Origin of the sequence: Micromonospora sp. NPDC005553 (genome assembly GCF_042871765.1) — a bacterium.
Lineage (GTDB): Bacteria > Actinomycetota > Actinomycetes > Mycobacteriales > Micromonosporaceae > Micromonospora.
The window spans coordinates 210,200-235,416 of the sequence record NZ_JBIAJD010000005.1; the positions used below are offsets into that span (position 1 = coordinate 210,200).

At 71.5% G+C, this 25,217-nt stretch carries 28 protein-coding genes and 1 pseudogene; 9 read left to right on the forward strand and 20 right to left on the reverse strand.

What is annotated here, in order from left to right; translation table 11 throughout:
- The first annotated feature begins 313 nt into the window (after nucleotides 1-313).
- The gene (locus ACFYPG_RS21745; protein WP_355009024.1) at nucleotides 314-1,165 is read left to right on the forward strand and encodes a hypothetical protein; all 852 of its coding nucleotides are present in this window, start codon (nucleotides 314-316) and stop codon (nucleotides 1,163-1,165) included.
- A 23-nt stretch (nucleotides 1,166-1,188) separates the two neighbouring features.
- Here ACFYPG_RS21745 and ACFYPG_RS21750 read toward each other — a convergent pair whose 3' ends face one another.
- From ACFYPG_RS21750 to ACFYPG_RS21770, 5 genes are all read right to left on the reverse strand, one after another.
- A complete protein-coding gene (locus ACFYPG_RS21750) occupies nucleotides 1,189-1,710 on the reverse strand; it encodes an ATPase (protein WP_387353676.1) in 522 nt (173 codons plus the stop codon).
- A 114-nt stretch (nucleotides 1,711-1,824) separates the two neighbouring features.
- Nucleotides 1,825-2,271, reverse strand: a complete 447-nt coding sequence (locus ACFYPG_RS21755; RefSeq protein ID WP_355009026.1) for a response regulator — start codon at nucleotides 2,269-2,271, stop codon at nucleotides 1,825-1,827.
- 85 nt (nucleotides 2,272-2,356) lie between these two features.
- A complete protein-coding gene (locus ACFYPG_RS21760) occupies nucleotides 2,357-2,704 on the reverse strand; it encodes an STAS domain-containing protein (RefSeq protein ID WP_355009027.1) in 348 nt (115 codons plus the stop codon).
- 117 nt (nucleotides 2,705-2,821) lie between these two features.
- Entirely contained in the window at nucleotides 2,822-3,859 is a 1,038-nt protein-coding gene (locus ACFYPG_RS21765) for a cobalamin-dependent protein (protein ID WP_355009028.1), read from the reverse strand.
- Nucleotides 3,856-5,613: a PP2C family protein-serine/threonine phosphatase gene (locus ACFYPG_RS21770; RefSeq protein ID WP_387353679.1), complete on the reverse strand. Its 1,758-nt coding sequence runs from the start codon at nucleotides 5,611-5,613 to the stop codon at nucleotides 3,856-3,858. The genes ACFYPG_RS21765 and ACFYPG_RS21770 overlap by 4 nt, the downstream gene beginning before the upstream one ends.
- Nucleotides 5,614-5,825: 212 nt before the next feature.
- Between ACFYPG_RS21770 and ACFYPG_RS21775 the strand changes: the two genes are divergently transcribed.
- On the forward strand, nucleotides 5,826-6,164 hold the full coding sequence (locus tag ACFYPG_RS21775; RefSeq protein ID WP_387353680.1) for an STAS domain-containing protein: 339 nt from the start codon (nucleotides 5,826-5,828) through the stop codon (nucleotides 6,162-6,164).
- Nucleotides 6,165-6,236: 72 nt separating this feature from the next.
- Here ACFYPG_RS21775 and ACFYPG_RS21780 read toward each other — a convergent pair whose 3' ends face one another.
- On the reverse strand, nucleotides 6,237-6,551 hold the full coding sequence (locus ACFYPG_RS21780; RefSeq protein ID WP_355009031.1) for a hypothetical protein: 315 nt from the start codon (nucleotides 6,549-6,551) through the stop codon (nucleotides 6,237-6,239).
- A 200-nt stretch (nucleotides 6,552-6,751) separates the two neighbouring features.
- Between ACFYPG_RS21780 and ACFYPG_RS21785 the strand changes: the two genes are divergently transcribed.
- The 3 genes from ACFYPG_RS21785 (at nucleotide 6,752) to ACFYPG_RS21795 (ending at nucleotide 9,781) form a co-directional block, all read left to right on the forward strand.
- Nucleotides 6,752-7,729 (forward strand): DUF2267 domain-containing protein, encoded by a 978-nt coding sequence (locus ACFYPG_RS21785; RefSeq protein WP_355009032.1) that lies wholly within the window; start codon nucleotides 6,752-6,754, stop codon nucleotides 7,727-7,729.
- Nucleotides 7,730-7,832: 103 nt separating this feature from the next.
- Entirely contained in the window at nucleotides 7,833-8,627 is a 795-nt protein-coding gene (locus tag ACFYPG_RS21790) for a fused MFS/spermidine synthase (protein WP_355009033.1), read from the forward strand.
- Between the two features lie 59 nt (nucleotides 8,628-8,686).
- Nucleotides 8,687-9,781 carry an AI-2E family transporter gene (locus ACFYPG_RS21795; protein WP_387353681.1) on the forward strand — a complete coding sequence of 365 codons (1,095 nt, stop codon included), beginning with the start codon at nucleotides 8,687-8,689 and terminating at the stop codon, nucleotides 9,779-9,781.
- A 35-nt stretch (nucleotides 9,782-9,816) separates the two neighbouring features.
- Here the strand turns inward: ACFYPG_RS21795 and ACFYPG_RS21800 are convergent, their stop codons facing one another.
- From ACFYPG_RS21800 to ACFYPG_RS21820, 5 genes and pseudogenes are all read right to left on the reverse strand, one after another.
- A complete protein-coding gene (locus ACFYPG_RS21800) occupies nucleotides 9,817-11,118 on the reverse strand; it encodes an NAD(P)/FAD-dependent oxidoreductase (RefSeq protein WP_357264326.1) in 1,302 nt (433 codons plus the stop codon).
- Nucleotides 11,119-11,199: 81 nt separating this feature from the next.
- Nucleotides 11,200-12,663 carry an amylo-alpha-1,6-glucosidase gene (locus ACFYPG_RS21805; RefSeq protein WP_387353936.1) on the reverse strand — a complete coding sequence of 488 codons (1,464 nt, stop codon included), beginning with the start codon at nucleotides 12,661-12,663 and terminating at the stop codon, nucleotides 11,200-11,202.
- Between the two features lie 81 nt (nucleotides 12,664-12,744).
- Nucleotides 12,745-13,388: pseudogene (locus ACFYPG_RS21810) on the reverse strand (glycogen debranching N-terminal domain-containing protein); the annotation flags it as partial.
- 70 nt (nucleotides 13,389-13,458) lie between these two features.
- Nucleotides 13,459-13,986: a GNAT family protein gene (locus tag ACFYPG_RS21815; RefSeq protein ID WP_355009037.1), complete on the reverse strand. Its 528-nt coding sequence runs from the start codon at nucleotides 13,984-13,986 to the stop codon at nucleotides 13,459-13,461.
- A 70-nt stretch (nucleotides 13,987-14,056) separates the two neighbouring features.
- Nucleotides 14,057-14,791, reverse strand: a complete 735-nt coding sequence (locus ACFYPG_RS21820) for a VOC family protein (RefSeq protein ID WP_387353682.1) — start codon at nucleotides 14,789-14,791, stop codon at nucleotides 14,057-14,059.
- 123 nt (nucleotides 14,792-14,914) lie between these two features.
- Between ACFYPG_RS21820 and ACFYPG_RS21825 the strand changes: the two genes are divergently transcribed.
- Complete coding sequence (locus ACFYPG_RS21825; RefSeq protein ID WP_355009038.1) at nucleotides 14,915-15,322, forward strand: pyridoxamine 5'-phosphate oxidase family protein; 408 nt, start codon at nucleotides 14,915-14,917, stop codon at nucleotides 15,320-15,322.
- 225 nt (nucleotides 15,323-15,547) lie between these two features.
- Here the strand turns inward: ACFYPG_RS21825 and ACFYPG_RS21830 are convergent, their stop codons facing one another.
- The 5 genes from ACFYPG_RS21830 to ACFYPG_RS21850 form a co-directional block, all read right to left on the reverse strand.
- Nucleotides 15,548-15,841 carry a DUF6510 family protein gene (locus ACFYPG_RS21830; protein WP_355009041.1) on the reverse strand — a complete coding sequence of 98 codons (294 nt, stop codon included), beginning with the start codon at nucleotides 15,839-15,841 and terminating at the stop codon, nucleotides 15,548-15,550.
- A gap of 34 nt (nucleotides 15,842-15,875) precedes the next feature.
- Nucleotides 15,876-16,640, reverse strand: a complete 765-nt coding sequence (locus tag ACFYPG_RS21835) for a ferredoxin reductase (protein ID WP_387353937.1) — start codon at nucleotides 16,638-16,640, stop codon at nucleotides 15,876-15,878.
- A 7-nt stretch (nucleotides 16,641-16,647) separates the two neighbouring features.
- A complete protein-coding gene (locus tag ACFYPG_RS21840; protein ID WP_357206186.1) occupies nucleotides 16,648-17,247 on the reverse strand; it encodes a sulfite oxidase-like oxidoreductase in 600 nt (199 codons plus the stop codon).
- Between the two features lie 75 nt (nucleotides 17,248-17,322).
- A complete protein-coding gene (locus ACFYPG_RS21845; RefSeq protein ID WP_387353683.1) occupies nucleotides 17,323-18,348 on the reverse strand; it encodes a TerC/Alx family metal homeostasis membrane protein in 1,026 nt (341 codons plus the stop codon).
- Between the two features lie 217 nt (nucleotides 18,349-18,565).
- The gene (locus tag ACFYPG_RS21850; protein ID WP_355009044.1) at nucleotides 18,566-18,976 is read right to left on the reverse strand and encodes a DUF2267 domain-containing protein; all 411 of its coding nucleotides are present in this window, start codon (nucleotides 18,974-18,976) and stop codon (nucleotides 18,566-18,568) included.
- 155 nt (nucleotides 18,977-19,131) lie between these two features.
- Between ACFYPG_RS21850 and ACFYPG_RS21855 the strand changes: the two genes are divergently transcribed.
- The gene (locus ACFYPG_RS21855; protein ID WP_184186396.1) at nucleotides 19,132-19,404 is read left to right on the forward strand and encodes a DUF2795 domain-containing protein; all 273 of its coding nucleotides are present in this window, start codon (nucleotides 19,132-19,134) and stop codon (nucleotides 19,402-19,404) included.
- A gap of 42 nt (nucleotides 19,405-19,446) precedes the next feature.
- The gene (locus tag ACFYPG_RS21860) at nucleotides 19,447-20,112 is read left to right on the forward strand and encodes a DUF1345 domain-containing protein (protein ID WP_355009045.1); all 666 of its coding nucleotides are present in this window, start codon (nucleotides 19,447-19,449) and stop codon (nucleotides 20,110-20,112) included.
- 407 nt (nucleotides 20,113-20,519) lie between these two features.
- On the opposite strand, the gene ACFYPG_RS21865 is transcribed toward ACFYPG_RS21860, so the two are convergent.
- The 4 genes from ACFYPG_RS21865 to ACFYPG_RS21880 form a co-directional block, all read right to left on the reverse strand.
- A complete protein-coding gene (locus ACFYPG_RS21865; protein WP_355009046.1) occupies nucleotides 20,520-21,494 on the reverse strand; it encodes a pirin family protein in 975 nt (324 codons plus the stop codon).
- A 112-nt stretch (nucleotides 21,495-21,606) separates the two neighbouring features.
- Nucleotides 21,607-21,750 carry a hypothetical protein gene (locus ACFYPG_RS21870; protein WP_355009047.1) on the reverse strand — a complete coding sequence of 48 codons (144 nt, stop codon included), beginning with the start codon at nucleotides 21,748-21,750 and terminating at the stop codon, nucleotides 21,607-21,609.
- A gap of 515 nt (nucleotides 21,751-22,265) precedes the next feature.
- Nucleotides 22,266-22,850, reverse strand: a complete 585-nt coding sequence (locus tag ACFYPG_RS21875; protein ID WP_387353684.1) for a hypothetical protein — start codon at nucleotides 22,848-22,850, stop codon at nucleotides 22,266-22,268.
- Between the two features lie 440 nt (nucleotides 22,851-23,290).
- Entirely contained in the window at nucleotides 23,291-23,605 is a 315-nt protein-coding gene (locus ACFYPG_RS21880; RefSeq protein WP_355009049.1) for a MazG-like family protein, read from the reverse strand.
- Between the two features lie 189 nt (nucleotides 23,606-23,794).
- On the opposite strand from ACFYPG_RS21880, the gene ACFYPG_RS21885 reads away from it, so the two are divergent.
- Nucleotides 23,795-25,165 (forward strand): alpha/beta hydrolase family protein, encoded by a 1,371-nt coding sequence (locus tag ACFYPG_RS21885; protein ID WP_387353685.1) that lies wholly within the window; start codon nucleotides 23,795-23,797, stop codon nucleotides 25,163-25,165.
- Nucleotides 25,166-25,217: the final 52 nt, after the last annotated feature.

Below are 25,217 nucleotides of genomic sequence, written 5' to 3' on the forward strand. Positions count from 1 at the left end.
AAGATCGGCGAGCTGGGTCGGGATCCTGGGGCGGTGCGGGCGGTGCGGGCGGCGGGTCGGCGGGGGGCCGGTTGGTGGAGGTGCGCCTCGGCTGTTCGGCTGACCCCTGACGGCGGCCGGAGATGCGGCCGGCGCAGGGGCGGGGCGAGCGGATTCACCCGGCAAGTCGGGAATAACCGTCTGGCGTGAGTCGCGAGGTTGGTCAAGTCTGCTCCCGCTTTGCCCATTGAAGTCGGCATGATCAGGGCAAATTGTGGCGCATGCCACCGTACGGGCTGGTGGCATCGGGCATTCAGCTCTTTAGCCTCGTCAGGTGCACCCCGACGACCCCTCCGCCCAGAAGCTGACCGACGCGCGCCTGACCACCCCGTCGGACGACGCCGCCTCAACCGAACGGACGATCGGCCGTCACCGCGCTGCGGAAGCGCCGCGGCGGGCCCTGCTGGGCTCGACCCCGGTGCGGGTGGCGCTGGCCACCGGCGTCACCTGCTGCCTCAGCCTCGTCGCGGTCGCCACCGCGCGAGGCAACGACGACACCCCCCGTACGGTCGAGCCGCTCGCCGAGGCGGTGGCCGACCGCGCCGCCATCGCCGACGAACGCGCCTCCCGGTCGCTGGATCGCGACGCCGCCCCCGCCCGGATCCTGCCGCCCAGCCCGACGGCGAAGCCCACGCCGACCCCCACCGTCGTCCGCAAGGCGCCCAAGAAGCCTGTCAAACCCCGCCGCCCCCGGCCGGTCGCCGGCCTCGACCAGGCGCAGATGGACAACGCAAAGATCATCGTGGACGTCGGCCTGGAGATGAAGATGCCGCGCCGCGCCCTGGTGGTGGCACTGTCCACCGCCATGCAGGAGAGCAACCTCTACAACCTGGCCAGCGACGTCCTGCCGGAGTCGGCGGAGTACCCGAACCAGGGCAGCGGCTCCGACCACGACTCGGTCGGGCTGTTCCAGCAGCGGCCCAGCAGCGGTTGGGGCACGGTGGCCCAGCTGATGCGCCCGTCGTACGCCGCGCGGGCCTTCTACAGCGCGCTCAACGAGATCCCCGGCTGGCAGGACATGAGCGTCACGGCAGCCGCCCAGTCCGTGCAGATCTCCGCCTACCCGGACGCGTACGCCCAGCACGAGGATCGGGCGACCACCATCGCGGCGGCGCTCACCGCCTGAGCCGGGCTCCCACGCCGCGCGTCTCAGCGACGGCCCGGCGGAGGCTGCGCACCCTCGTCCACGCCGCCGACCCCGACCCGGCTGCCCGGCACCCCGGCGGCTGCGGTGGGGGTGTCGGCGGGCACCTGCTCGACGGTCACCTGGCCGAGGATCTCGTCCACCCGAACCTCGCGCCGTCGGCGAGCGTCCAGCGCCGCCTCGAAGTCGCGTCGGGCCTGCACGGCCTCCGCGTACGCCCGCTCCCGCACCCGCCGTGCCTCGTCGCGGGCCTCGTCCAGCTCGGCGCGGGCCTGGGCCAGCAACTCGGCCGCCTCGTGGCGCACCGCGTCACCGGCGGGCCGGGTGGCGGTGGCGTCGCCCAGGTCGAGTCGTCGCAGGAGGCCGCCGAGCGCGGCTGCCTCCTGACGAATCTCGTCCCATTCCCCGGCCGCCCCGGCTGCGCCCTCGGCGCGCGCCGCGAGCCGGGACAACCGAACCCCCAACTCGTCCAGGCAGTAATCCACCTGTCGCTGGTCGTAACCGGTCTCAACGACGGAGAACCTCATACTGTCGCCCCCCAGGCAGCTGCTGTTACTTCCCCACCTGGATCCTCGGCCGCGACCGCTCGCGCCGAGGGGGTTCGAGGAAAATGTTCAGCATGCGCGCAGGTGGCGCGAGGCTCAGACCCGCTTGGGCAGCACGACGACCCGGCCGAAGAACTCATCGATGCGGCGCACCACGTCGTTGAAGTCGTCCAGGTCGATCGGCTTGGTGACGTACGCGTTGGCCTGCAACGTGTAGCTGCCGACGATGTCGGTGTCGGCGTTGGATGTGGTCAGCACGACGATCGGGATGGTCCGCAGATCCTCGTCCTGCTTGACCGCCCCGAGCACCTGGCGACCGTCCATGCGCGGCATGTTCAGATCCAGCAGGATCACGTCGGGTCGGCGGGCATCTTCGTGGCGGCCCTCGGCGCGGAGAAACTCCATCGCCTCCTCGCCGTCACTCACCACGTCGATGATCTTGTCGACGTCGGAGTCCGCCAGCGCCTCCTCGATCATCAGCACATCACCCGGGTCGTCGTCGACCACCAGGATGCGTACCGGCTGCGGGCTGTCTGCGCCCATCACTACCTGCCTCGGAGTCGACGGGGACGGGACCCTGACGGTCACCGCGTTGGCGGGGAAAATGCTGGCGGGGAAATCTAGCCCATCAGGAAGCACTGCGGGACGCGGGGTCGACCGACTCCGGTTCGTACCGCAACACGTCGGCGAGGCCGGTCACCCGCAGCACCCGCTCGACCCGCCCGTGGGCACCGGTGAGCCGCAGCCACCCCCCGTCGGCCGCCGCCTGGTTGTCGCCCCGGACGAACACGGCCATCCCGGTGGAGTCGCAGAACGTGAGGTCGGTCAGGTCGAGCAGCACCCGGGTCTCGCCCGCCGCCGTGAGCCGCTCGATCGCGGCGGTCAGCTCGGGGGCGGTGCTCAGGTCCAGCTCGCCCACGAGCCGCAGGCAGGCGCCACCCCCGTCGCGCTCGACGTAGTTGACGCTGAACGTCACCGTTCTCCCCCTCGCTCCACCACGAGGGTGGGACGTTTGCAGTCCGGCAAGTATACGCAGAGCTGACCCGTCCGCCGCCGAGCGCGGTGATCGATCCGGATGCCCCCGACGGTTCGGTCAGCGGGCGGTGCCGGGCAGCGCCGCGCATCCCAGCGCCAGCGCCCGCGCCGCCCGGGGAAAGTCCCGCAACGCGACGGCGTAGTGCTCCAGCGGCAGGACAACCGCCCCGGCGGGCACCCCACGACTTTCCAGAATCCCCGACAGCCACTCCACGAACTCCGTGAACAGGGAGGGGTCGTCGACGTAGACCGCCGCGGCCAGGAAATCCACCATGTGGCCCAGGTCGCTCACCGTCGAGTCGAGCTGCGCGGCCGTGTACGCCCGTGCCGCCGGCACCCGCTCCCGCAGCTCCGCCAACGCGCTGTCGATCAGCTCACCGCGACGGCGCACCAGGCTGGCGTACTCGTCGTCGGCCAGGTGGGCCAGCCGCGCCGGCGGCGCCGCGCGCAGCGCCCGCTCGTCGGCGATCAGCTCGGCCGCCGAGGGCGCGTCCGGTGCCCAGGCCACCCCGAGGCGGCGCGCCCACCGGCCGTCCGTGCCGAACCCACGCCCGCCCACCACCACCGGGACGTCCGAGCGGCGGCAGGCCTCGATCATGCGGTGGGCGTACGGCAGGCGCATCGGCAGCGCGCACGCCAACGCGACCGCGTGCGCGTCGTAGCGGTGCAGGTACGACACGAGGTGCGCCGCGGGGACGCTGGCGCCCAGGAAGGTCACCTGCCACCCGCGTAACCGCAGCACCTCGGTCACCAACCGGGGCGGCAACGCGTGCCACTCGCCGTCCATGCAGGCGACCACGACCCGGCCGTTGATCGGCTGCGGTCTCGCGTGCGCGGAAACCGCCGCCACCACCTGCTCGCTGATGTGGGTGGCCGCGTGCTCCTGGGCGACGCTCCACTCGTTGCGGGCCCACCGCTCACCCACCTCGGCCTGCGCGGGCGCGACCAGGTCGAGCAGCACCCGCTCCGCTGGGACGCCCGCGTCGAGCAGACCGATCGCCAGGTCGGTCGCGGCGTACTCGTCAGCGTCCGCGAGATGCTCCAGATATCCGGAGTACGCCTCGCCGAGGTCATTGGCGGCCGTGGCGGCGGTCACGCGTCAGGTTCCCTCACGTGGTCGACGCCGGCGGGCACCGAGTGCAGGTGCCGTGTCCCGCGCCCGCCCAGGCCGGCCGCCCGCAGCGCCAGCACGGCGATGTCGTCGTGGTCGCCCTGTGCCAGCCAGTCGCAGGTGATCTGCTCGACCCGTTCGGCCAGGGCCGGCGCGGGCATCCGATGGCAGCCGGTCAGCGCGCTGATCAGCCGCTCCGGGCCGAACTGCTCGTCCCCGCGCCGGCCGCCCCGGGCCTCGGTCACCCCGTCGCTGTAGAGCAGGCAGGTCTCGCCCGGCGCCAGCCGCACCGTCACCTCGCCGACGCGGGGGTCGGGCACCACCCCGATCAGCATGCCGCGCAACGGCACCGTCTCCACCTCACCGGAGGCGCGCAGCACCAGTGGTGGCAGATGCCCGCCGCCGGCCATGGTGAGGGTGAGGCCGCCGTCGCGCTCCGGGCGGGCCACGCCGAGCACGATGGTGGCGAAGCGGCCCTCACCGTGCGCCTGGGTCGTCTCCAGCAACGCGTCGTTGAGCAGCCGCAGCAACCGCGCCGGGTGCGACTCCAACCGGTGCAGCGCCTGCAGACACTGGCGCAGCTGACCGGTGAAGACGGCGGCTTCGACGCCCTTGCCGGACACGTCGCCGAGGAAGAACACCGAACCCCCGTCGGGGAGCCGGTGCGAGCCGTAGAAGTCGCCGCCGATGCGCAGTCCCGACTGCGCGGGCCGGTACGCGGTGCCCCACTGCACACCGGTCGCCTCGACCGGCTCGACCGGCAGGAGGCTGGCCTGGAGGGTGTCGGCCACCTCGGCCTGGTCGCGGTAGAGCAGCGCGGTGGTCAACGCCGCGCCCGCGCGGGCCGCGAACGCGCGGACCAGCTCCACGTCGTCCTCGTCGTACCAGCGGGTGGCGCGACGGGCCACCAGCAGCACACCGACCGGCGCGTCGCGACCCGGCAGCGGAACGACCCGGGCGGCGCTGTCGGTGCCGGCCAGCCCCGGCAGCCAACCGGCGTCGACCGCCTGCTCGACCAACCAGTCCACCGCGTGCGGCTCGGCCCCGGTCAGCCCGTCGGCGATGGCGGTCGGCAGCTCGCCGCCAACCAGTACGCCGCTGTCCACAGTCGGCACCTCGTCGTCGGTGCGCGAGGCCCGCCACCAGCGGGCGCGCCCGGCCTTCGGGGCGAGCACCAGCACCGCCACCTCGGCCAGGGTCGGCACAGCGAGTCGGACGACAGCGGCGGCAGCCCGGTCCGGGTGCAGTGGGTTGCCCAGCTTGTCGCCGACCACGGCCAGGAACGCCGAGCGAGCCCGTTCGGCGAGCAGCGCGTCGGCGCGGCTGACGCTGTCGGTGACGTCCTCGACGTACCAGCAGCAGCGGTCACCGGAGAGCGGCACCTGGCGCGCGGTGAGCCGGCGCCCGCGATGGGTGAAGCTCCCGGGGACACCGTCGCTCAACCCGGGCACACCGGCCGCGCCGAGCAGCTCGCCGGGAGTCACCTCGGGCAGCAACCGCTCAGCCACCGGGCTGACGTGCCGCACGACGCCATCGGCGTCGCAGACCACCAGACCCTCCCGGAAGTGCTCGACGACTTCCAACCAGTCGGGCGTGGCCTGCCCCCGGTCGGGTGCCAGCGGCGGCAGGGCCGCGGTGGGGCGGCGAACGTCGGCGGACCACGCCGAGGGTCGTGTCGTGCTCGGCGTGGAGAGCCGTCCGTCGCCCGGGTCCCAGTCCCTGACGTCGGAAGCAGTCACCAGCTGAGCCTCACTCCTTTTGTCGTTCACCGAACCCGTGCCGGAACCGGCGTCCATGGTCAAAACTCTCCCGTCACCCTACGCCGGAACCCGGAAAGCGGCATCTCACGGCAGGTGGCCGGCACCGCCACGGCGGGGCGTCGGACGAGGGACACGGGGGCGCGTCACCGCCCCCGCTTTGCGTTTTGTGGCTCGACAAGGAGAATGGTGGGATGCCCGACCAGCTGTTGACCATCGAGACAATCCGGCTCGCCGCCGGAAACGTCCGACTCCGGCTGACCGGCGAACTCGACTACGACAGCGCACCGGAGCTGATCGCCGCGGCGGCCGGGCTGCGCGGCGGCGACGACGCCCCGGTTCTGGTCGACCTGACCGGGGTGACCCTCTGCGACTCCTCAGGGCTCAGCGCGTTGCTGGTGGTGCACCGCGCCGCCGGGGCGATCCGACTGACCGGGGTCAGCCCTCAGCTTCAGCGGATGCTGGACCGCACGGGCCTGACCGAATTGCTCGCCGAGGCGTACGCCGCCGACGACAGGCGCGCCACCGGCTGACCCACCGGCCACCCCGCACCAGACGGGGTGGCCCCCGACCCTGGGACCTGGGGTCGGGGGCCGGAGGAATGTCTAGGGTGCCGTCATCGGCTGGAGCCGGGGGCCGTCCTCACGCAGCTCGCCGATCGGGGCCGGGTGAACGTCCTCGGGCTCCCCCGAATCGGGCGTCTGGTACAGGTAGCGGACGAACTGCCCACCCGCCTCGTTGTCGTCCGCACCGGGCCACTGACCGATGCAGTCCATCCCGATCACCTCGCGGCCCGTTCCGTCGGCCTCCTCCACCAGCGCCCACAGGCTCACCGGGTAACACCTGGTGACCTCGGGTGTGAGTTGCCAGCGGGCGTACCAGCCGGGTCGAGCGGGGACGATCTCGACAACTTCCTTCATGACGACCTTCCTTCCGCGTACCTCGGAAGAACTCCGGTCCTGACCCGATCGTGCGGGCCGTGCGGGTGAGCACCCCTCACCCCCGCCGGATGAAGCGTGGCGCAGGTTGGTCCGACCCGGCCGGCGGCCTCCGTTTCCTTCTCCGGGACGGCGGGAAGGCGACTGGCGCAGCCACGATCCCCAGCGGAAGGGATGCAACCATGCGCAAGCAGATGGAGGGCGACAACCAGAGGCGCCGGGCCCTGGCCCGGCAGGCCCGGGAACAGAATCGCCAGCCCAGCGAGATCGGCGCCAGCCTGAGCGCGTCCAAGCAGCTCACGAGCCTCGACGCGGGTAAGCGGGCCGGCCCACCAGCGGCCGGACCGCACAAGTCGGACACCACGCGTGGGGGGCCGGCACCGCCGCCGGTCGGTAGCGCCGACAACCCGCGACCGCAGCCGTCCCCGCCGAGCGGCGCGGCCGGTGTGAACAGCATGGGCTACCACGACCTGGTCGACGAGGTTCGGCGTCGCGCCGGGGTCGACTTCAAGACCGCCAAGGTGGGCACCGAGGCGACAGTTCTGGTCCTCGCGTTCGCCCTGGAGGCCGCCGAGCGGCAGCGGCTGCTCGCCGCGGTGCCGGCGTCGCTGCACGACGTGCTGCCGGTCGACGGCATCGAGCGGCACCAGGACCTGCCCGGCTTCCTGGCCGAGGTGGGCCGGATCAGCGGCAACACCCCGGAGCAGGCCCGTTACCAGGCGGAGGCGACGATCGCCGCGCTCGTCGAGCAGGACGGCGACCTGGTCGAGTCGTTGCACGTACCCGACGGGTTGCGCGACCTGCTGAACCCGCCGGAGGCCGGCGGCGGCCTGGTGGGCGCCTCCACCACCACACCCACGCTGGACGCCGACGAGATCAGCGCGGCGCTGGACGACCTGCCCTACTGGTCCGGCGACAGCCAGGGCCTCTACCGGGTGGTCGCGCTGCCGCCCGACAACCTGGACCGGGTGCTCGCCCGGCTCGACCGGCTTCGCCAGGACAACGGCCGCGGCCCGAGCATCGGACGTCCGGGCGACACCGCCGCCGTGTTGACAGTGCGAACCAACCAGGCCAACGGGGTCACCGCGCTCGACGTGGACCTCGCCCGCCAGATCGACGACGCGATCGACGAGGTGGGGGCCGGGATGGCCGGCGGCTGACCGGCCACCACGACACCGTCGGGCCGGCGGAGCGGGGACGAACCCGCTCCGCCGGCCCGTCCGCCGTGCCGGGTGCACGGTGGGCTCGGCTAGCGTGCCGGGCATGAACCGCGCCGCCGACCGGCTGGAACTGGTCGCCGATCCGGTCCGCCGGACCGGGCGGACACTGCTGTCCGCCGGGGTCGAGCAGTCGTACGTGGATGTCGAGGATCCCCGGCACCTGCACTTCGAGTACGTCCGGCGGATCGCCTCGGCCGTTGAGGTGGCGGCCCCGGCCGGCGCGCCGTTGAACGTCCTGCACCTGGGCGGCGGCGCGTTGACGTTGCCCCGTTGGCTGGCCGCCACCCGGCCCGGCTCCCCGCAACGGGTCGTCGAGCGGGACGCGGCGGTGGTCGAGCTGGTGGCCCGGGAGTTGCCGCCGCTGCCGCCGGAGGTGCGGGTGGAGGTCGCCGACGCCCGGGACGCCCTGACCGGCACCCCGGACGGCCGCTATGACCTGGTGATCGCCGACATCTACCGCGCGGCCCGGATGCCCCGGCACGTGCGCACCGTCGAGTTCGCCGCCGAGGTCGCCCGCGCCCTGCGTCCCGACGGGTTGTACCTGGTCAACGTCACCGATCTGCCTCCGCTGGTCGGTACCCGGGTGCAGGTGGCCACCTTGCGGGCGGTCTTCGCCGACGTGTGCGTGGTCGGCGACCGGCGGATGTTACGCGGCCGCAGGTACGGCAACCTGGTGCTGGCCGCGACCTCCCGCCCCGGCGGGCTGCCGGTGGCCCGGCTGGCGGTGGCCGCCCTGCGCGACCCGGTGCCCGGTGGGCTGCTGCACGCCGGCGCGCTCGACACGTTCGCCGCCGGCGCCCACCCCGTCAGCGACGCGGACGACAACTCGCGCCACTAATCGATGTTGTGCCCCGCATTGCCGGGTTTCCGACGGCGTGCGCGGGGAAGGCCCGCCGGATGAGCAACGTCGACGATCGGGTGACCGGCCGCCGAACTCTGATCGTGATCGGTCTGGTGCTGGCGACCGCGCTCGCGCTGGGGTTCGTGTACGCGACCCGGCGGGTGCTGGTCTGGGCGGTGGTCGCAGCGTTCTTCGCCGTCGCGCTCAAGCCCCTCGTCGACCGGCTGCAACGCCGTTTCGTCCGGCGTCGGGCGCTGGCCACACTGCTGGTGTTCCTCGCCGCGTTCGTCCTGCTGGCGATCCTGGCCGCGCTCATCCTGGTGCCGCTGTTCGGGGAGTTGGGCCGCTTCGCCGACCGGGCACCCGAGCTGCTGCGGGAGGCCCGCGCCGGGCGGGGCCCGGTGGGGCAGCTACTGGAGCGCACCGGGGCGCGGCGCTACGTCAGCGACCACTCGGGGCAGCTACACGACCTCGGCGGTCGCCTGCGCCAACCCGCTGTCGGTGTGCTGCGCGGCGTCGTCGAGTCGGTCGCCGGGCTGGTCACGGTCATCGTGCTGGCGTACCTCATGGTGTTGGAGGCGCCGCGGATCACCAGCGGCCTGCTCACGGCGGCCGGGGACGGTCGGGGCGAGCGGCTGCGCCGGGTGGGCCGGGAGGTGTCGCGCACCGTGACCGGCTATCTCACCGGGAATCTGCTGATCAGCGTGATCTGCGGGGCGTTGACCTACGCGGTGCTGGCTCTCACCGGGGTGCCCTTCGCGGCCGTGATCGCCCTCCTGGTGGCGGTGGCCGACCTGATACCGCTGGTCGGGGCGACCCTCGGCGCGGTGATCGCGGCCGGCGCCGGTTTCCTGCACTCCCCCACCGCCGGGGTGGTGGTGCTGGTCTTCTTCGTGGTCTACCAGCAGCTGGAGAACCACCTGCTCCAGCCACTCATCCTGTCCCGCGCGGTCCGGCTGAACCCGTTGACGGTGCTCGTCAGTCTGCTGCTCGCGGCGGAGCTGGCCGGTCTGCTCGGCGCGCTGCTGGCCATCCCCGCCGCCGGCATCGTCCAGACCCTGCTGCGCGAATACGGCCCGCGCCGGCTGCGGCCCGCCCCGCCCGCCGGTCCGGCCGCGCGGTCCGCGCGACCGGCCGGCTCCACCGACTGACCATTCCGGTACGGCCGGCGCCGCCACCTGCCCGCTCAGCGGGACCGGGACGCCACCTCGGGAGACGTGCTCTCCAACGGCACCGCGTTCGCCGGCACCAGCCCCAACTGGACCGCAGAGCGGGTCAACGCCGCGTCCAACGCCCAGTCCGCGCTGACCCGCGTGCGGTTTCCCGGCATCGCCATCAGGTGGTACGCCCGGGTGACCGCCTTGGCCGGCAGACCGGCCAGGTTGACCTGCAACGGGTTCGCCGCCGCGTCCTTGCCACCCAGGTCGACGACCCAGCCGAGGTCGTGGTGCTTGTACGGCTTGCGGCGGCCGAACCCGTACGACGCGGCGATGTTGTGCGCCGCGCGCTTGCCCTGCCGCTGCGCGTGCTGAGCGGTCATCCCGCAGACCTTGCCCGGGTTGACCAGGTCGGGCACCGCGGCGGCGTCGCCGATGGCGTACACCTCCGGATAGCCGGGGACGTTGAGGAACTCGTCGGTGACCAGCCGACCCCGGTCGGTCCGCAGGCCCAGCTCGTTGACGAACGGGTCGGGGCGCACCCCCACACACCACACCAGGGTGCAGGTCGGCACGTACTCACCGTCGGTGAGCTTCACCCCGTCGCAGGTCGCCTCGGCCACCGAGGTGCCCATCCGCACGTCCACCCCACGCCGGTTGAGCACCTTGTGCGAGGTGTCCGACATCCGCTTGTCCAACTCCGGCAGCACCCGGGACGCCACGTCGAGCAGCATCCAGCGGGGCCGGACGGTGAGCCGGGGCCGTTGCGCGTGCAACGCGTCGGTGAACAGCTGCCCGTGCGCCGCGACCTCGGTGCCGGTGTAACCCGCTCCGACCACCACGAACGTGGAGCGGGCCTGCTGCTCGGCAGGGTCCTCGGCCTGCTCGGCCAGTTCGACCTGCCGGACGATGTGATCATGCAGGTAGACGGCCTCGGGCAGGCCACGGAAACCGTGCGCGTACTCGGTCACCCCGGGGATGGGCAGCAGCTTGTTGACGCTGCCCACCGCGAGCACCAGCCGGTCGTACGCCAGCCGGTTCTTCTCCCCCTCGGCCTGGGTGAAGCCGACCCAGCGGTTCTGCAGGTCCACGTGGTCCGCCTCGCCGATCACCACCCGTACGCCCTTGAGCGTCCCGGTCAGCGGCACGGCGATCCGTCTGGGTTCGACCACCCCGGCCGCCACCTCGGGCAGCAGCGGCAGGTAGAGGAAGTAGTCGGTGGAGTTCAGCACCACGATCTCGGCCCGGTCCCGGGCGATCCGGCTCAACGTCTTCGCCGCGTGGTAACCGGCGAACCCGGCCCCCACGATCACCACACGAGGTTTCGTCATTGCGGGCCGTTTCCCGTCGAAGCCCGCGACAAACGTCTGGCGTGCCAGCCGCGCTCGGCTGGCCTCCCTCGCCAGCCGTGCTCAGCTCGGCTGGAGCCGGACGTGGCCGCTGCGACCGATCGCCTCGACCTCCCACTGTTGGCCGAACGCCCGGACCCGCTCGGCGACGATCCGGCCCAGTTCCTCCGGGACGTCCGGATCGAGGACCAGCCGGCCCTCGACCGGATTGATGCCGAGCATGGCGCGGATCAGGGCCAGCGGCGTGCCGGCCGCCCACGCCTGCGGGCTGCACGCGGTCGGGTACGGCACGGCGAACAGCAGCCGCTCCCGGTCGAAACCGCTGAGCGCCTCCGGCAACCGGTAACCGAACTGCTCGGCGGCCTCGATCATCGCCAGACTGATCCGGTTCGACTCGGCCCGGTAGCCGTACCGGGCCAGGCCGAGCGCGGCGATCGAGTTGTCGTGCGGCCAGACCGTGCCGAGGTGATAGCCGAGGGCGTTGTAGGGCCGTTCCTCCCGGGACAGGGTGCGGATGCCCCAACCGGAGAACATGTCTGGTGACATGAGTTGTCGCACCACCGCGTCGGCCCGCTCCGGTGGCACGATTCCGCTCCACAGCAGGTGACCCATGTTCGAGGTCTTGGAGTCGACGCGGTTCTTGTCGCCGTCCAGGGCGACCGCGTAGTAGCCGCCCCGTTCCTCGATCCAGAAGTCCTGGTTGAACCTCTCGTACAGGGTGTTGGCCTGCTCGCGCAGCCGGTGCGCCGACGCGGGGTCGTCCAACGGCCCGTCGAACAACTCAGCCAGCCGCAGCTTGGCGTCGTAGGTGTAGCCCTGGAGGTCGCTGGTGGCCAGCGGGAGCACGGGGATTCGGCCGTCGGCGAAGCACACCCCGTCCGGGGAGTCCCGCCAGCACTGGTTGCCCAGCCCTTCGGGCGAGCGGGTCGCGTACTCGACGTAGCCGTCGCCGTCCCGGTCGCCGTACTCGTCGATCCAGCGCAACGCGGCCATCGCGTTGTCCCGCAGGTGCCGGACAGTTTCGTCGTCGCCGGTCCAGCGCCAGTACTCAGAGAGCAGGATCAGCCAGAGTTGGGTGGCATCGGCGCTGCCGTAGTACGGCCCGAACGGCTTCTCGCCACTGCGGGTCAACTCGCCGCTGCGCACCTCGTGCAGGATCTTTCCGGGCTCTTCGTCGGTAAAGTCGTCGCACGTCTCACCCTGTAGCCGGGCCAGGGCGAGCAAGGCCCCCTTCGCCAGCGCGGGTCCGGCGACCAGCGTCTGATACGCGGTGATCAGGGTGTCCCGGCCGAAGACGGCGAGAAACCAGGGCAGGCCGGCACCGGGCAGCATGATCCGCTGGCCCTTGACCTCCAGGTCGAGCCGCAGTGCCGCCAGGTCGTTGCGGGACTGCCGCACGGTGCGCTCCAACGCCGCGTTGTCACTGCGCAGCTCCGCCCGGTCCTCAACCCACCGGCGCAGCGGGTCGTCGGCCCGACCGTGGATGACGTCGGCGATGTCGCCCCGGACCGGCTCGACCACCCCCATACCGGACGGCAGTGGCACGTCCAGGTCGACGTGCCACTCCTCGCGAGGGCCCAGCTCCAGCTCCCAGACCAGGTCATCACCCTCGATGCGGTCAGCGGGCTTCGCGCAGCACACCCGGGTCTGCGCGGAGAAGTCACCGCGCTGGTAGGAGAAGCACAGCTCGGACCCGTCGGCGGCGTGGTTCCGGCTGATCTCGGCGGAGCGGTCCCGGACCCTCGACTTGACCTCGAACAGGTCGGCGAAGTCGGCGGCGACGGCCAGCCGCAGCTCCACCGGACCGGCTCCAGTCGGTAGGAGACTAGTTCCACGCGTTCGTGAAGCCCGTCGCCGACGTAGCGCAGGCGCCGCAGGCCCAGGGTGTTCGGCGGCAGCCCGGGCAGTTCCGGGTTGGTGAGCACGTACTGCGCCGAATAGTGTTCGATGGTCTTGGCGCGCAGCACCAGCAGCGCACTACCGTTGACGGTCAGGCTCCAGCCGCTGATCAGGCGGGTGTCCAGGTGGACGAGCCCACCGATGCTGCCCGTCGGTACGTCTCCGCACGCGTTGGAGTACAGGAACGTCGGTCCGCTGAGTACCGCGAGCGAGTCGGGGCCCAACTCGGGCGGGATGGCGCGCTGGTCGGCGCTGTCCGCGTCCGCGACGGACAGACCGGGCATGGGGTTGGTAGGGGTCGCGCGAACGGCAGCCATGAAACCCACCGTAGGAAGAAGGGTACGGATCGTCATCACCCGGTCCGGGTGAAAGGCCCGATGCTGACCCCCTGACTCGTCGGTCCGGCACGGCCGGGCCGACCACTCAGGTGGGGGTTGGTGCGGTGATCGCCCAACGCTCGTGGTCGCGCCAGGCGCCGTCGATGAACAGGTAGTCCGGCGAGAAACCCTCCAACCGGAAACCCAGCTTGCGGGCCACCCGCCGCGACGGCTCGTTGCCCGGTTGGATGTTCGCCTCCAGCCGGTGCAACCCGGCCGAGGTGAACGCGTGGTCGATCACCAGGGCGACGCCCGCCGAGGCGTGACCGGTCCCGCTGTACGGCAGGAACGCCGCGTACCCCAGGTAGCCACCGCGCAGCGCGCCGAGAACGATCCCGCTGATGTTCACGTAGCCGGCGATCTCGCCGCTGGCCCGGTCACAGATCAGGTAGCCGGCGCTGTCGCGGCGACGGATCCGGCGCAGATAGAGCTCGTACTCCTCCGGGCTGGCCGGCGCGGCCAACCAGGGATGGTGCAGGTCCCGACTGCGCAGCACGGCGGCGACGAACTCGTCCGAGTCGGTGGGCCGGGGTCGCCGGATCGCGGCGGCACCACCGGTACGCAGGTATCTCACGGCGGACCACTCTGACCGACCGGCGCCGCTGTTGTCCAACCGGCTGCCGCGTGACCGGGGCGTTTACGGGCTAACGGGACGTCCGCAGGCTGAACTCCTGACCATCGGGGTCAGCCAGCACCAGCCGGCCTGTCCCATCCTGGTCGGCGTCGACCCGGGTGGCCCCGAGCGACAGCAGACGGTCGACCTCGACCTGCCAGTCGACGCCAACACCCGGCGCGAGGTCGAAACGCACCCGGTCCCTGCCCCCGTTCGGCATGTACGGCGGACCACCCCAGGAGATCTTCGTGCCACCGTGCGGCGACTGGATCGCCGTCTCCTCGTCCTGGTCCCAGACGAGCGGCCAGCCCAGCGCGGCACTCCAGAAGTAGCCGACCTTCTGCGAACCGTCGCAGGCCAGCGCACCAACGAAGCCGCAGCCGTCGAGGAAGTTGTTGCCCGGCCCGATCACGTCGAACTCGTTGCCCTCGGGATCGGCGAGCACCACATGATCGATCTCCGGGCCCTGCCCGATGTCGGCGTGCCGCGCGCCCAGCTCCAACGCCCGGGCCACCGTCTGCCGCTGGTCCTCCAGCGAACTGCTGGTCAGATCGAAGTGCATCCGGTTCTGGACGACCTTCGGCTGGTCAGACGGCACGAAGCGCAGCCGGAGCTCGGGGTCGGCCCCCGGCAGGACCAGGACGCCGTCGCGCGGATCCTCCACCATGTCCCGACCAAGAAGCCCGGACCAGAACCGACCGAGGCGTACGGGCTGGGCTGCGTCATAGGTGATCGCGAACAGGTGAGCCGTCATCGCGCGGGTCATCTCCGATCCGACCGGATGCCATACGGTCCTTGGGGCGCAAAGCCTAGGGACGAGCCGGGCCAGCCGCATCCGAGTATTCGACGGCCACCGCCGGCACAGGCAGGCTCGTGATCCACTTGCCCGATGAACCGAACCCCCTCGCCCCCTTCAGCCGACGTCGAGGAACGACTGTCACGGGAGCTGAACATCTGGCTGTGCACGGTCCGACGCGACGGGTCCCCGCACCTCACGCCCGTCTGGTTCGTCTACCTCTCCGCGACGTTCTGGGTCGGTTGCGGGAGCCGCAGCGTCAAGGCCCGCAATGTCCTGGCCGACCCACGGGTGTCCCTGGCTCTGGAAAGCGGCAACGCTCCGGTGGTGGCGGAGGGCGCCGCCCACCTGCACCGAAGTGGATTCCCGGGCACGGTCGTCGAGGCGTTCGCGGGCAAGTACGACGGCTGGGCCGTCGGCCGGCAGGTCGGCCCGGACGGCGAGCGGGTACTGCTGGAGATTCCCGTCCGGCGGTGGCTGCTCGCGGGCACCGCCCAGTGAGTCGTCGATGAGAGAATCGGCCGGTGGAGAACGAGCTGACGACGGCCCTGGCCGGCGTACGGGAGGCGTTCGCCAGGTATCCGCGCCGCGCGGTGCTCGACGGCTGCCCGCACTGTGACGGCTCGGTGCTGGTCGACGAGGACGACCTGTTCTCGCTGACCATCAGCCTCACGCCATCGTCCGGCGCTCATCCGGCCATCCTGCCTCAGCCGGGCGAGCGTTTCGTCAGAGCGGGCCGGGGAACGTCTGCTCCATCGGCATCGGCACCTGGAGGAAGGTGGTGCCACGCATGTCCAGCCAGGCCCGGTCCGGCCCGCGCACCAGGCGCACCATCACCTCCTCGCAGGAGGGGCAGCGGGCGACGAGGCCCGGGGCGTTCGAGTAGACGTGCAGGCTGGCCATCGAACCGGTCGTCCCGCAGTTCTCACAGCGGCCCATCGCGCTGCTCAGGTCGACGGTGAACAGCTCACGCATCGGGCCGTCGAGCATGTTGCCGTCCAGGTACGACATCTCGGTCATCGAATCTCCTCGACACTGCGTGAGTGAGCGGTGGTCAGCCGGTGGGGCCGAACCGTTCGGTCTTGACCCGACGCGACGGGTGACCCAGCCCCACCAGCAGGTCGGCCACGGTCTCCACGAACGCGGTCGGGCCACAGACGTAGGTGAGTGGTTCCAGGTCCGGTGGCCACCCGTGCGTGTTGACGTCGGCCAGCCCGATCCGGTGCGGCTCGCCGCGCCAACCCTCGGGCGCCTCCCGGGTGTAGACGTACGCGACGTCGAGGCCGAAGTCGTCGCGGACCCGGCGGCGCAGCTCGCCGGCGTAGATCACGTCGCCCGGGGTGCGCACCGAGTAGATCAGCCGGAACGGTGCCTTGCTGCCGACCGCCCGCCGTGCCCGGATCATCGCCATCAGCGGCACGACGCCGGAGCCGCCGGCGACCAGTTGCACCGGCGCGGTCTCCTCGGGTCGCCAGATGAACCAGCCGCCGAGTGGTCCGCGGACCTCGATCGGGTCACCCTCCCCAAAGACATCAATGAGGTACGGCGACACCTCGCCGTCGTGCACCCGCTGCACTGTCACCTCGATGCGCGGTCCTCCCGGCCCGTCCACGGCCGGCCCGGCGATCGAATACGACCGTGCCGCCTGGTAACCGTCCGGAGCGGTGAGTCGCAGGTCGACGTGCTGCCCCGGCAGGTGCCCCGGCCAGTCCGGCACCTCCAGCACCAGGGTCTGCGCGGACGGTGTCTCCACCCGGCGCTCCACCAGCCGGCCCACCTGCCAACGGTTGGGGGTCCGACGCTGGGTGCTCGTCGCCACCGCGCGCTCAGTCACCCTGGTACCGCTGTTCGCGCCACGGGTCGCCGTAGTCGTGGTACCCGGCGGTCTCCCAGAACCCTGGCTCGTCCATCGTCTTGAGTCGGAGGCCGCGCACCCACTTGGCGGACTTCCAGAAGTACAGGTGCGGCACCAGCAGTCGCGCCGGCCCGCCGTGCTCAGCGGGCAGCGGGGCGCCGTCGAAGGTGTGCACCACCCAGGCCTGACCGCCGCGCAGGTCGTCGAGCGGCAGGTTGGTGGTGTACCCGCCGTAGGAGTGCGCCAGCGCGAAGTGCGCCCCCGTGTCCACGTCGGCGAGCAGCGTGTCCAGTGAGACACCCTTCCAGTTGGTGCCGAGCTTGGACCAGCGGGTGACGCAGTGGATGTCGACAGTCGGCGTCTCCTGCGGCAGGGCCATCAACTCCTGCCACGACCACCGGTGGTCGCTGCCGTTCTCGGCGGAGATGACGAACTCCCAGGTGTCCAGTGACACCCGGGGCGTCGGACCGGCCGAGAGCACCGGAAAGTCCTCGGTCAGATACTGACCGGGCGGCAGGGCCGGCTCCTGAGTTCGGGGCCGACCCTGAAAGCCCGGTGACACGATTCCCATTGCACAGTCGTACCACCCGCGCCGGTGGGGGCGGGAGCTTTCCCGCGTACCCCGTCGTGAGCCGGCGCGGCGCGGTCAGTGCCGCTCCGCGACGACAGTGCGGTCCTCGGGCAGGTCGCCGCCCCGGGTGGCGCGCAGGCTGGTCACCGTGACCACCACCAGCACACCGATGATCACGCCGAGCGAGGCCAGGGTGGGGATCTGCGGCACGCTGTCCCAGATGCCGTGCGCCCAGTGCAGACCCAGCTTGAGGCCGATGAACGCCAGGATGATGGCCAGGCCGTAGCTGAGGTGGACCAGCCGGCTCAGCGCCGCGTGCAGGACGAAGTAGAGCGCCCGCAGGCCGAGCAGGGCGAACGCGTTGGTGGCGAACACCAGGTACGGGTCCTCGGTGATGCCGTAGACGGCCGGCACCGAGTCGACAGCGAAGACGATGTCGGTGGCCAGGACCGCGACCACCACAAGGGCGAACGGCGTGAGTGCGCGCTTCGCGCCCTGCCGGACGGTCATCTTGGTGCCGTGGTAGTCGTTGACCACCGGCATGACCTTGCGCAGCAGCTTCACCGAACGCATCTTGTTGATGTCGACCTCCTGCTGATGCCCGGACAGGGCATCGCGCAGCAGCTTCACCGCGGTGGCGATCAGGATGATCGCGAAGAGCAGGAAGGCGAAGTCGAGGGTCTGCAACGCTGCCGCGCCGAGGGCGATGAAGACGGCCCGCAGCACCAGCGCACCGGCGATGCCGTAGAGCAGCACCCGCTGGGCGAGCACCGCCGGCACCGCGAACGCCGCCAGCAGCAACATGAAGACGAAGAGGTTGTCGACCGAGAGCGACTTCTCCACCAGGTAACCGGTCAGGTATTCGACGCCCTGCTGGGAGCCGAAGCGGGCCCAGATCCAGGCGCCGAACGCCAGCGGCAGCGCTATGTAGAACGCCGACCAGCCGATGGCCTCCCGCATGGACACCTCGTGCGGGCGGCGGGTGACCAGGAAGTCCAGCACCAACAGCAGGAGGACCCCGATGATGGTGACCGCCCACAGCGTGGGAGTGCCCACCGACGACAGGTCACTGGCGGCGGACAGATACGACACATGATCCATGTTGGGTCTCCTCGAACACCGTCATGTTCGAGGTCTCCTTCACCCACCACCTGGTGGGCAACCACCCGAGGCGCGCCGGGCGCGCCGTACTGACCGGAATGGTTCGTGGGAAGTACTCCCCTCGCACGACAAGGTTAGGCCAGGTGGAATCGCGACGCCAAGCGGGACATCGATGGTTGCCCTGGTAAACCGCTGTGTACGCCCGGTACGAGCACTGTCAACCGCGGCGAAGCGTCGCCCCCGGGGCCATCGCCTGCTCGACCAGGCCCCGATAGTCACGCGGGAGTTGCGTCGCCACGTCGTCGAACTCACCGCCGGTGATCGCCTCCCGCAGTGTGGTGAAGACCGCCCGACTGGCGTCCCGGGCGGCCGGCTCGTCCACCCCGGCGCGCAGAGCGACCCGGGCGACGAACTCGGCCGCACCGAACCGGTCAGCCTGCTCGGTACTAGGGCTCGGCTTGAGCACCAGTTGCAACGGCTGCGGCAGCTGAGCGGCCAGGTCCAGATTCTCACCGCCGGTCAACCGCTCAGCGAACGTCTCCAACACGGCCCGGGTCAGCTCGACCGCCCGCTCGGACGACGTCGTGGTGCGCTGGGAAACCTGGTCGATGAAGGTGTCGTAGTTCATCGCGTACTCCCTTGGCTCGCGTCGGCGCCTGCGGGTACCCGCGGCGGCCGAGGAGAAACGGCACCGGGTTTCCTGCGCCGGGCGGGCGTGACCGGCCGGCGGGCGGGTAACCGCCGCCGGTCGTCACCACATCGATGCCCGAGGGAGCCCACGCCATGGCGAGCTACGCCGACGTCCTGCAGTACCTGTCGAGCCTGGACTACCCGGCCGAGAAGAACGACGTGGTCCGCGAGGCCGAGCGGGAGGGTGCCCCGCCGGACGTGCTGAAGGCGCTGCGCGCCCTGCCGCCGGTCGACTACGCCAACGGGACCGAGGTGGCCCGGTCGGCCGGGATCGAGGCCGCGCCCGAGGTCGGCCCCGCCCAGCGGGCCGAGCAGGCCCGGGACAAGAAGCACAACCGGGTCTCGCAGCACCTGCGCGGCATCTGACCCGGCGGTGACGCCCAGCACCCCGACCCGGGAGCGTCCCGAATGACCCAGACCGGTCCCGACCGGCCAGCGGACGTGCGTTTCCCGGCTGCGAAGCAGCTCGCCGTCGTGGCGGTGGCCGGCGTCGTCGCCGGCTGCGTCTTCGCGCTGCTGCTTCCCCTGCCGCTCGCCGCGCTGGCCGGCTGGGACGTGGGCGCGCTGAGCTGGCTCGTGCTGGTCTGGCACAAAATCTGGCCGATGGACGCCCTGCGGACCGCCCAGCTGGCCGTCCACGAGGACCCGAACCGGGCGATCCGGGACGCCCTGTTGCTCGTCGCCTGCCTGGCCAGCCTGCTGGCCGTCGGGTTGGTCGTGGCCAGCGCGCAGAGCGCGCCCCCCGGGCCGACCCGGGAGCTGCACAGCGGCCTGGGCGTGCTCAGCGTGGTGCTCTCCTGGTTCGTGGTCCACACCGTGTTCGCCGCCCGGTACGCCCGGATCTACTACACCGGCCCGGACGGCGGGGTGAACTTCAACCAGCCCGAGCCGCCGTGCTACTCCGACTTCGCGTACGTCGCGTTCACCGTCGGGACGACGTTCCAGATCTCCGACACCAACCTGACCAGCAACGAGATGCGTCGTACGGTGCTGCGCCACTCGATGGTGTCGTACCTGTTCGGCGCGTTCATCATCGCCGTGACGGTGAACCTGCTGGCGGGTCTGGCGGGATGACGGCTGGTGACGCTCCGGGCCGCTCAGTCCCCCGGGAGCGCGACACGGGGCGGGGCCGACCGAAGAGCCCGGGACAGGCGGGCGCCCCTGGTCACGAACCGCGACCCAGGGCGCCACGCAAGCCTGCCCAGGCGGTGAACCGCATCCGAACCGGTCGCGGTCACCAGGCGGTGGAGGCTCGCTCGAACCGAGCGGCCAGCACTGCCGGGTCCAACCATACGGCAGAACATCCTCCGTTTGGTCAGAATTTGGGGAAGTGTGGGCCAGGGCACGTCACGGCCGACCGGTCACCTACGGCGCGCCCGGCCCGGCCCGGCCCGGCGATCTTGCAGTTTCTGTCGCGACAAAAGCCCGCAGATTCCGCATTCCGGGGACCGAAACTGCAAGATCGACGAGATGCGGGGGCGTCAGCCGTGCAGGCCACCCGTGCGGTCGCGGGCCTTCAGGCGGGTCGTGGGCAGGGCGGGCGCCGGCAGCGGCGGCGCCGAGTCGTCGGCGACCACACCGAAGCGCCCGTCACCGGCCATCCAGTCTTCCCGGGCGGCGGCGATCTCCTCGTGGGACCGACCCACGAAGTTCCACCACATCACCAACGGCTCCTCGAACGGCGTACCGCCCAGCAGCAGCAACCGGGCCCCGGCCCCGCCCCGCACCGTCAGCTCCCGGCGGCCCGAGCCCAGATACAGCAGCGCCCCCGGCTCGAACCCGACCCCGGCCGCCTCCGCGGACCCGGACATCGCCAGCACGGCGTACTCGAAATCGGGCCGCAACGCCATCGTCGCCGGCGCCTCACCGCTCAACTCCAGCTGCACCCCCACCAACGGGGTGTGCACCACCGCCGGTGACCGCTCCCCGGCGAACTCGCCGACCAGCACCGTGCCGTCCAGATCGCCGTCCCGCCAGCGCGGCAGGTCGGCGTGGTGCGCGAAGTCGGCCGCTCCGGCCCGCGCCGGATCCGGCAGAGCCACCCAGAGCTGCACACCGTGCATCACCGGCGGATGGGTGGCCGGCGAGCGCTCGGAGTGGGCGATACCGTTCCCGGAGGTCATCACATTCAGTTGGCCGGGCACGATCGGCTGCACGTTGCCGAGGCTGTCCCGGTGCAGAATCTCGCCGTCGAGCAGCCAGGTCACCGTCTGCAGCCCGGTGTGCGGGTGCGGCGGCACCTCCATACCGGGCCGCTGCGCCACATCGTCCGGGCCGAAATGATCCACGAAACACCACGCGCCGACCATCCGGCGCGCGCGCTGCGGAAGCAGCCGCCGCACAGTGGTGTACCGGCCCAACGGCACGTCGTGGCCGGGCAACAACACACTGCCGGGATCGACGTCGGCCACGCCAGGCGGTCGGGTCTGCGCCAGCATTGATTCAGTACGCTCCACCGCCCGACTGTACGCGCACGCCGGCTCGCGACCGCGGCGCTTCCAGCCAGGGCGAGCGCGGTTCACCAGCCCGTGGTTGGCTGGCCCGGCGTGCGCTGGCCCGGGCCTTGGTTCACCGGTTGCTGGAGGAGACCAGCACGCTGTTGGCACCGGCGACCAGGTCCAGGTACAGGCGCTCCGGCGACCGGTCCCAACCCGGCGTACCCAGCACCGAGCCCGCGGCCACCCCGTCCCAGCGGTCGTCGCGTACCACCACCGAGCCGGCTCCGGCTCCCGCCCGAACCGTACCGGAGTCTCCCCCGGGATCCGGACGTCGAGCTGGCTGGTCCCACCGGTGAGCCGTACGGTCAGGATGCTGGCGGGCTGGTCGGAACGCGGGCCGGTCGGGTTACCGGGACCGCCGGCGGTGATCGGCGGCAGGAGAATCTCGGTACGGCTGGAGCCTCCGGCGATTTCCACGCCCAGCAGACGGGCCCGGGTCAGGTCCAACACCTGACTGCTCACCCCGCCAACGAGGTGGACACGCCAGGCGACCCGCTCGTTGAGCAACACCCGCACCGCCCGTGGCCCGCGCGTACCGGACTCCACGAGGTCGAGCCGCACGGTCTCCCCCCGCACCGCCGGTCGGCCCGCCACACCCGAGCCGGCCGGGGCACTGATCCGGTACAGGTCGTCGTCCGCCTGGCGGCAGCAGAAAGGCCGCTGGCCGGCACCCCGGTTGCGGGTGCCGGCCAGCGGCCGATGCTGTCGTGCTGTGTGCCGCGACGCGGGTCAGCTGTTCCAGTACTGGCCGACCAGGTCGGCGGCCTGCTGCTCCCACTGGGCGTAGGCGTCCGGGTAAGCCGACACCTGCACGGTCTGCGCCGCCTCGGTCAGCGCCATGTCCTGCCACCCATCAACCTGCTTCAGACCCTTCAGGAACGCCGTCGTCGAGTACTCAGGATCGGTGATCTGCTCCGGCGTACCCCAACCACTGGTCGGGCGCTGCTGGAACAGGCCCAGCGAGTCGTGGTCGTTGGCGTCGCCCAGGTGGCCCAGGTTCTCCAGCTTGGACTCCTGCAGGCTCGTCGCGATCGAGATGACCGCGGCCCGCTCCGGCAGACCGGCCTTCTTCGTGGCGGCGATGATCGCCTTCACGTTGGCGGTCTGCTCGTCGTTGAGGCTGATCCGGGACTGGTCGCCCTGGGTGCCGTGCGGGATCAACTTGCTGGTGTCGGGCTTGTCGGCCTGCACCGCAACCGCGACGGGCTTGGCGTCGACGGGGTTGGCCACGTGCGCGATGGGGCCGGCGAAGACACCACCGGCGAACGCGAGACCAGCAACGGACAGGACGCTCTTACGCATGATCGTGTTCATGGGGGTAGCTCCTTCGGGGGTAGGACACCCGCACCGCCAAAGGGGAACGGCAGTTACGGGTGTGAGCACCTCGTCCGGCGCTGCACAAACAAAGGGGAAAGTCTGAGGGGGTGACGCCACCTGATCGGGCGTCGGAGTCGGCGACCTGCCGAGCGGGGGCTCGTGGCGCCGGGTCCATGTGTAACGACCGGGTGGAGGCTGTCATTCCGACCTGCGTGACCAGCCCGCAGGGGCCGGGCGGCGGGTCGGTGGTGCTGCGATCGTCAGAGTGTGTAACGGCCCCGGCCCGGCCATGATTCCGGCCCGGGAGTGCACCCGGCCACAACCCAGAAACGGACACAACGCCCACACGGCACCGGGCCTGCGGCGTCGGAGCACCGGTCAACCACGTGATCCACTCGGGCTCACGGAAGTCGGGGCATCCCGGACGTCAGGGCGGTTTACTGCCCCGTCAGGCGGGAGCGCACCTTTGTGGCGCAGGCGTCCAGAGCCGTCTGCGCGTCCAGCCCGAGGCTTTCGATGGCCACCAGCGCGGTGAAGGCGACGTCAGCCAACTCCGCCGCGACGTCCTCGCGGGTGTGGGTGACACCCTTGCGCGGATTCTGCCCGAGCAACCCGATCCAGGCAGCCGAAGCCTCCCCCGCCTCCTCGGTGAGCTTGAGGATGCGGCAGGTCAGTTCGGTCTGCCCGGTGCCGTTCGCCGCGTCAAGCCAGCCGCGTGACGCTCTGGCCGCCTCCCAGATCGACTCGTCCACGGCGACCAGTCAACCCGATCGGCCCACCGGCCTGAACGACCGGGTAGGGCTGGATCGTCGTGTTGACCGGCGGATCAGCGAACCCATTGACACTGGTCGACGGCGGTTCTAGGTTCAGGACGCTACCGACCGGTAGGCAACCGTCCCGCTGGTCGCCCCCGGGCGACAACCGCCCGATGGGGAGCATCGATGCTGTCCACACCCGTTCGTCACCTCCGCCGTCTGCTCGCCGCCGCCGCGACGCTGACCCTCGCATTCGGGTTGGCCGGTGCGGCGCCGGCCAGCGCCACCGGTCGCGACGCGAGGGGCGGCGAGCCACTGCCCGGCTACACCATCGAGAATCCGGCGTTGGCGCCGCTGGTGGTGGGCGGCCGGCCGACGACGGTACGCCAGGGCGTGCACCGCCACGCCGGGTACATCATCGAGGTCCCCGCCCGGTGGAACGGCGACCTGGTGTTGTGGGCGCACGGCTACCGCGGCCAGGGCACTGTGCTCTCGCCGGAACCGCCAGCCTTCGGGCTGCGCCAGCGCCTGCTGGAGCAGGGGTACGCGTGGGCGTCGTCCTCGTACGACCGGAACGGCTTCGACATCCGCTCCGGGGTGCTGGGGACGAAGGATCTCGCCGACCACTTCGGGCGGACGGTCCGCCGACCGCAGCACACCTACGTCGCCGGGGTGTCGATGGGTGGGTACGTCATCGGTCGTTCACTGGAGCAGTACCCCGGCTTCTACGACGGCGCGTTGCCGATGTGCGGTGTGCTCGGTGATCAGACGCTGCTCGACTTCTACCTGGACTACAACCTGGTCGCGCAGACACTTTCCGGGGTGCCGGCGTATCCCACGCCGGCCGACTATCTGACCAACGCGGTGCCCCGCATCCAGGTGGCGCTCGGTCTGGCCGGGCTGACCCCCACCGGGCCGGACACCACAACGGACCGGGGCAAGCAGCTGCGGGCGATCACGGTGAACCGTTCCGGCGGGCCGCGTCCTGGCGCCGACGCGGCGTTCGCGGTCTGGAAGGACTTCCTCTTCTCGATCAGCGTGCCCACCGGGAGCGGCAACTCCCCCGCCCAGCGGCCCGGCCAGCTGTCCACCAACCTGCTCACCCGCTACACCCCGAACAGCCCGGTGAACGTCAACGCGACGGTGCAGCGGGTCGCCCCGGAGAACCTGCGGCAGCGGCTGCTGCCGACGCTGACCGAGGTGCCGCGCATCGCCGGCCGCCCGACCGCGCCGGTACTCAGCCTGCACGGTCTCGGTGACCTGTTCGTACCGTTCAGCATGGAGCAGGCGTACGCCACCGACGTGGCGCGCAACGGTCGCAGCAGGCTGGTGGTTCAACGGGCTATCCGGGCGACGCAGCACTGTGAGTTCACCCCGGCGGAGGCCGGCACCGCCTGGGACGACCTGGTCTCCTGGGTACGCACCGGCAAGCGCCCGGCCGGCGACACCGTGACCGACCCGGCGGTGGTGGCCCGACCCGACTACGGCTGCCGGTTCAGCGACCGGGACGCGTACGCGGCCGGGGTCGGCACCCGCCGCCTCTACCCGGCCTGCTGAGCGGACACACAGAACCGGCCGGCTCCCGTCGAAGGGAGCCGGCCGGCCTCGT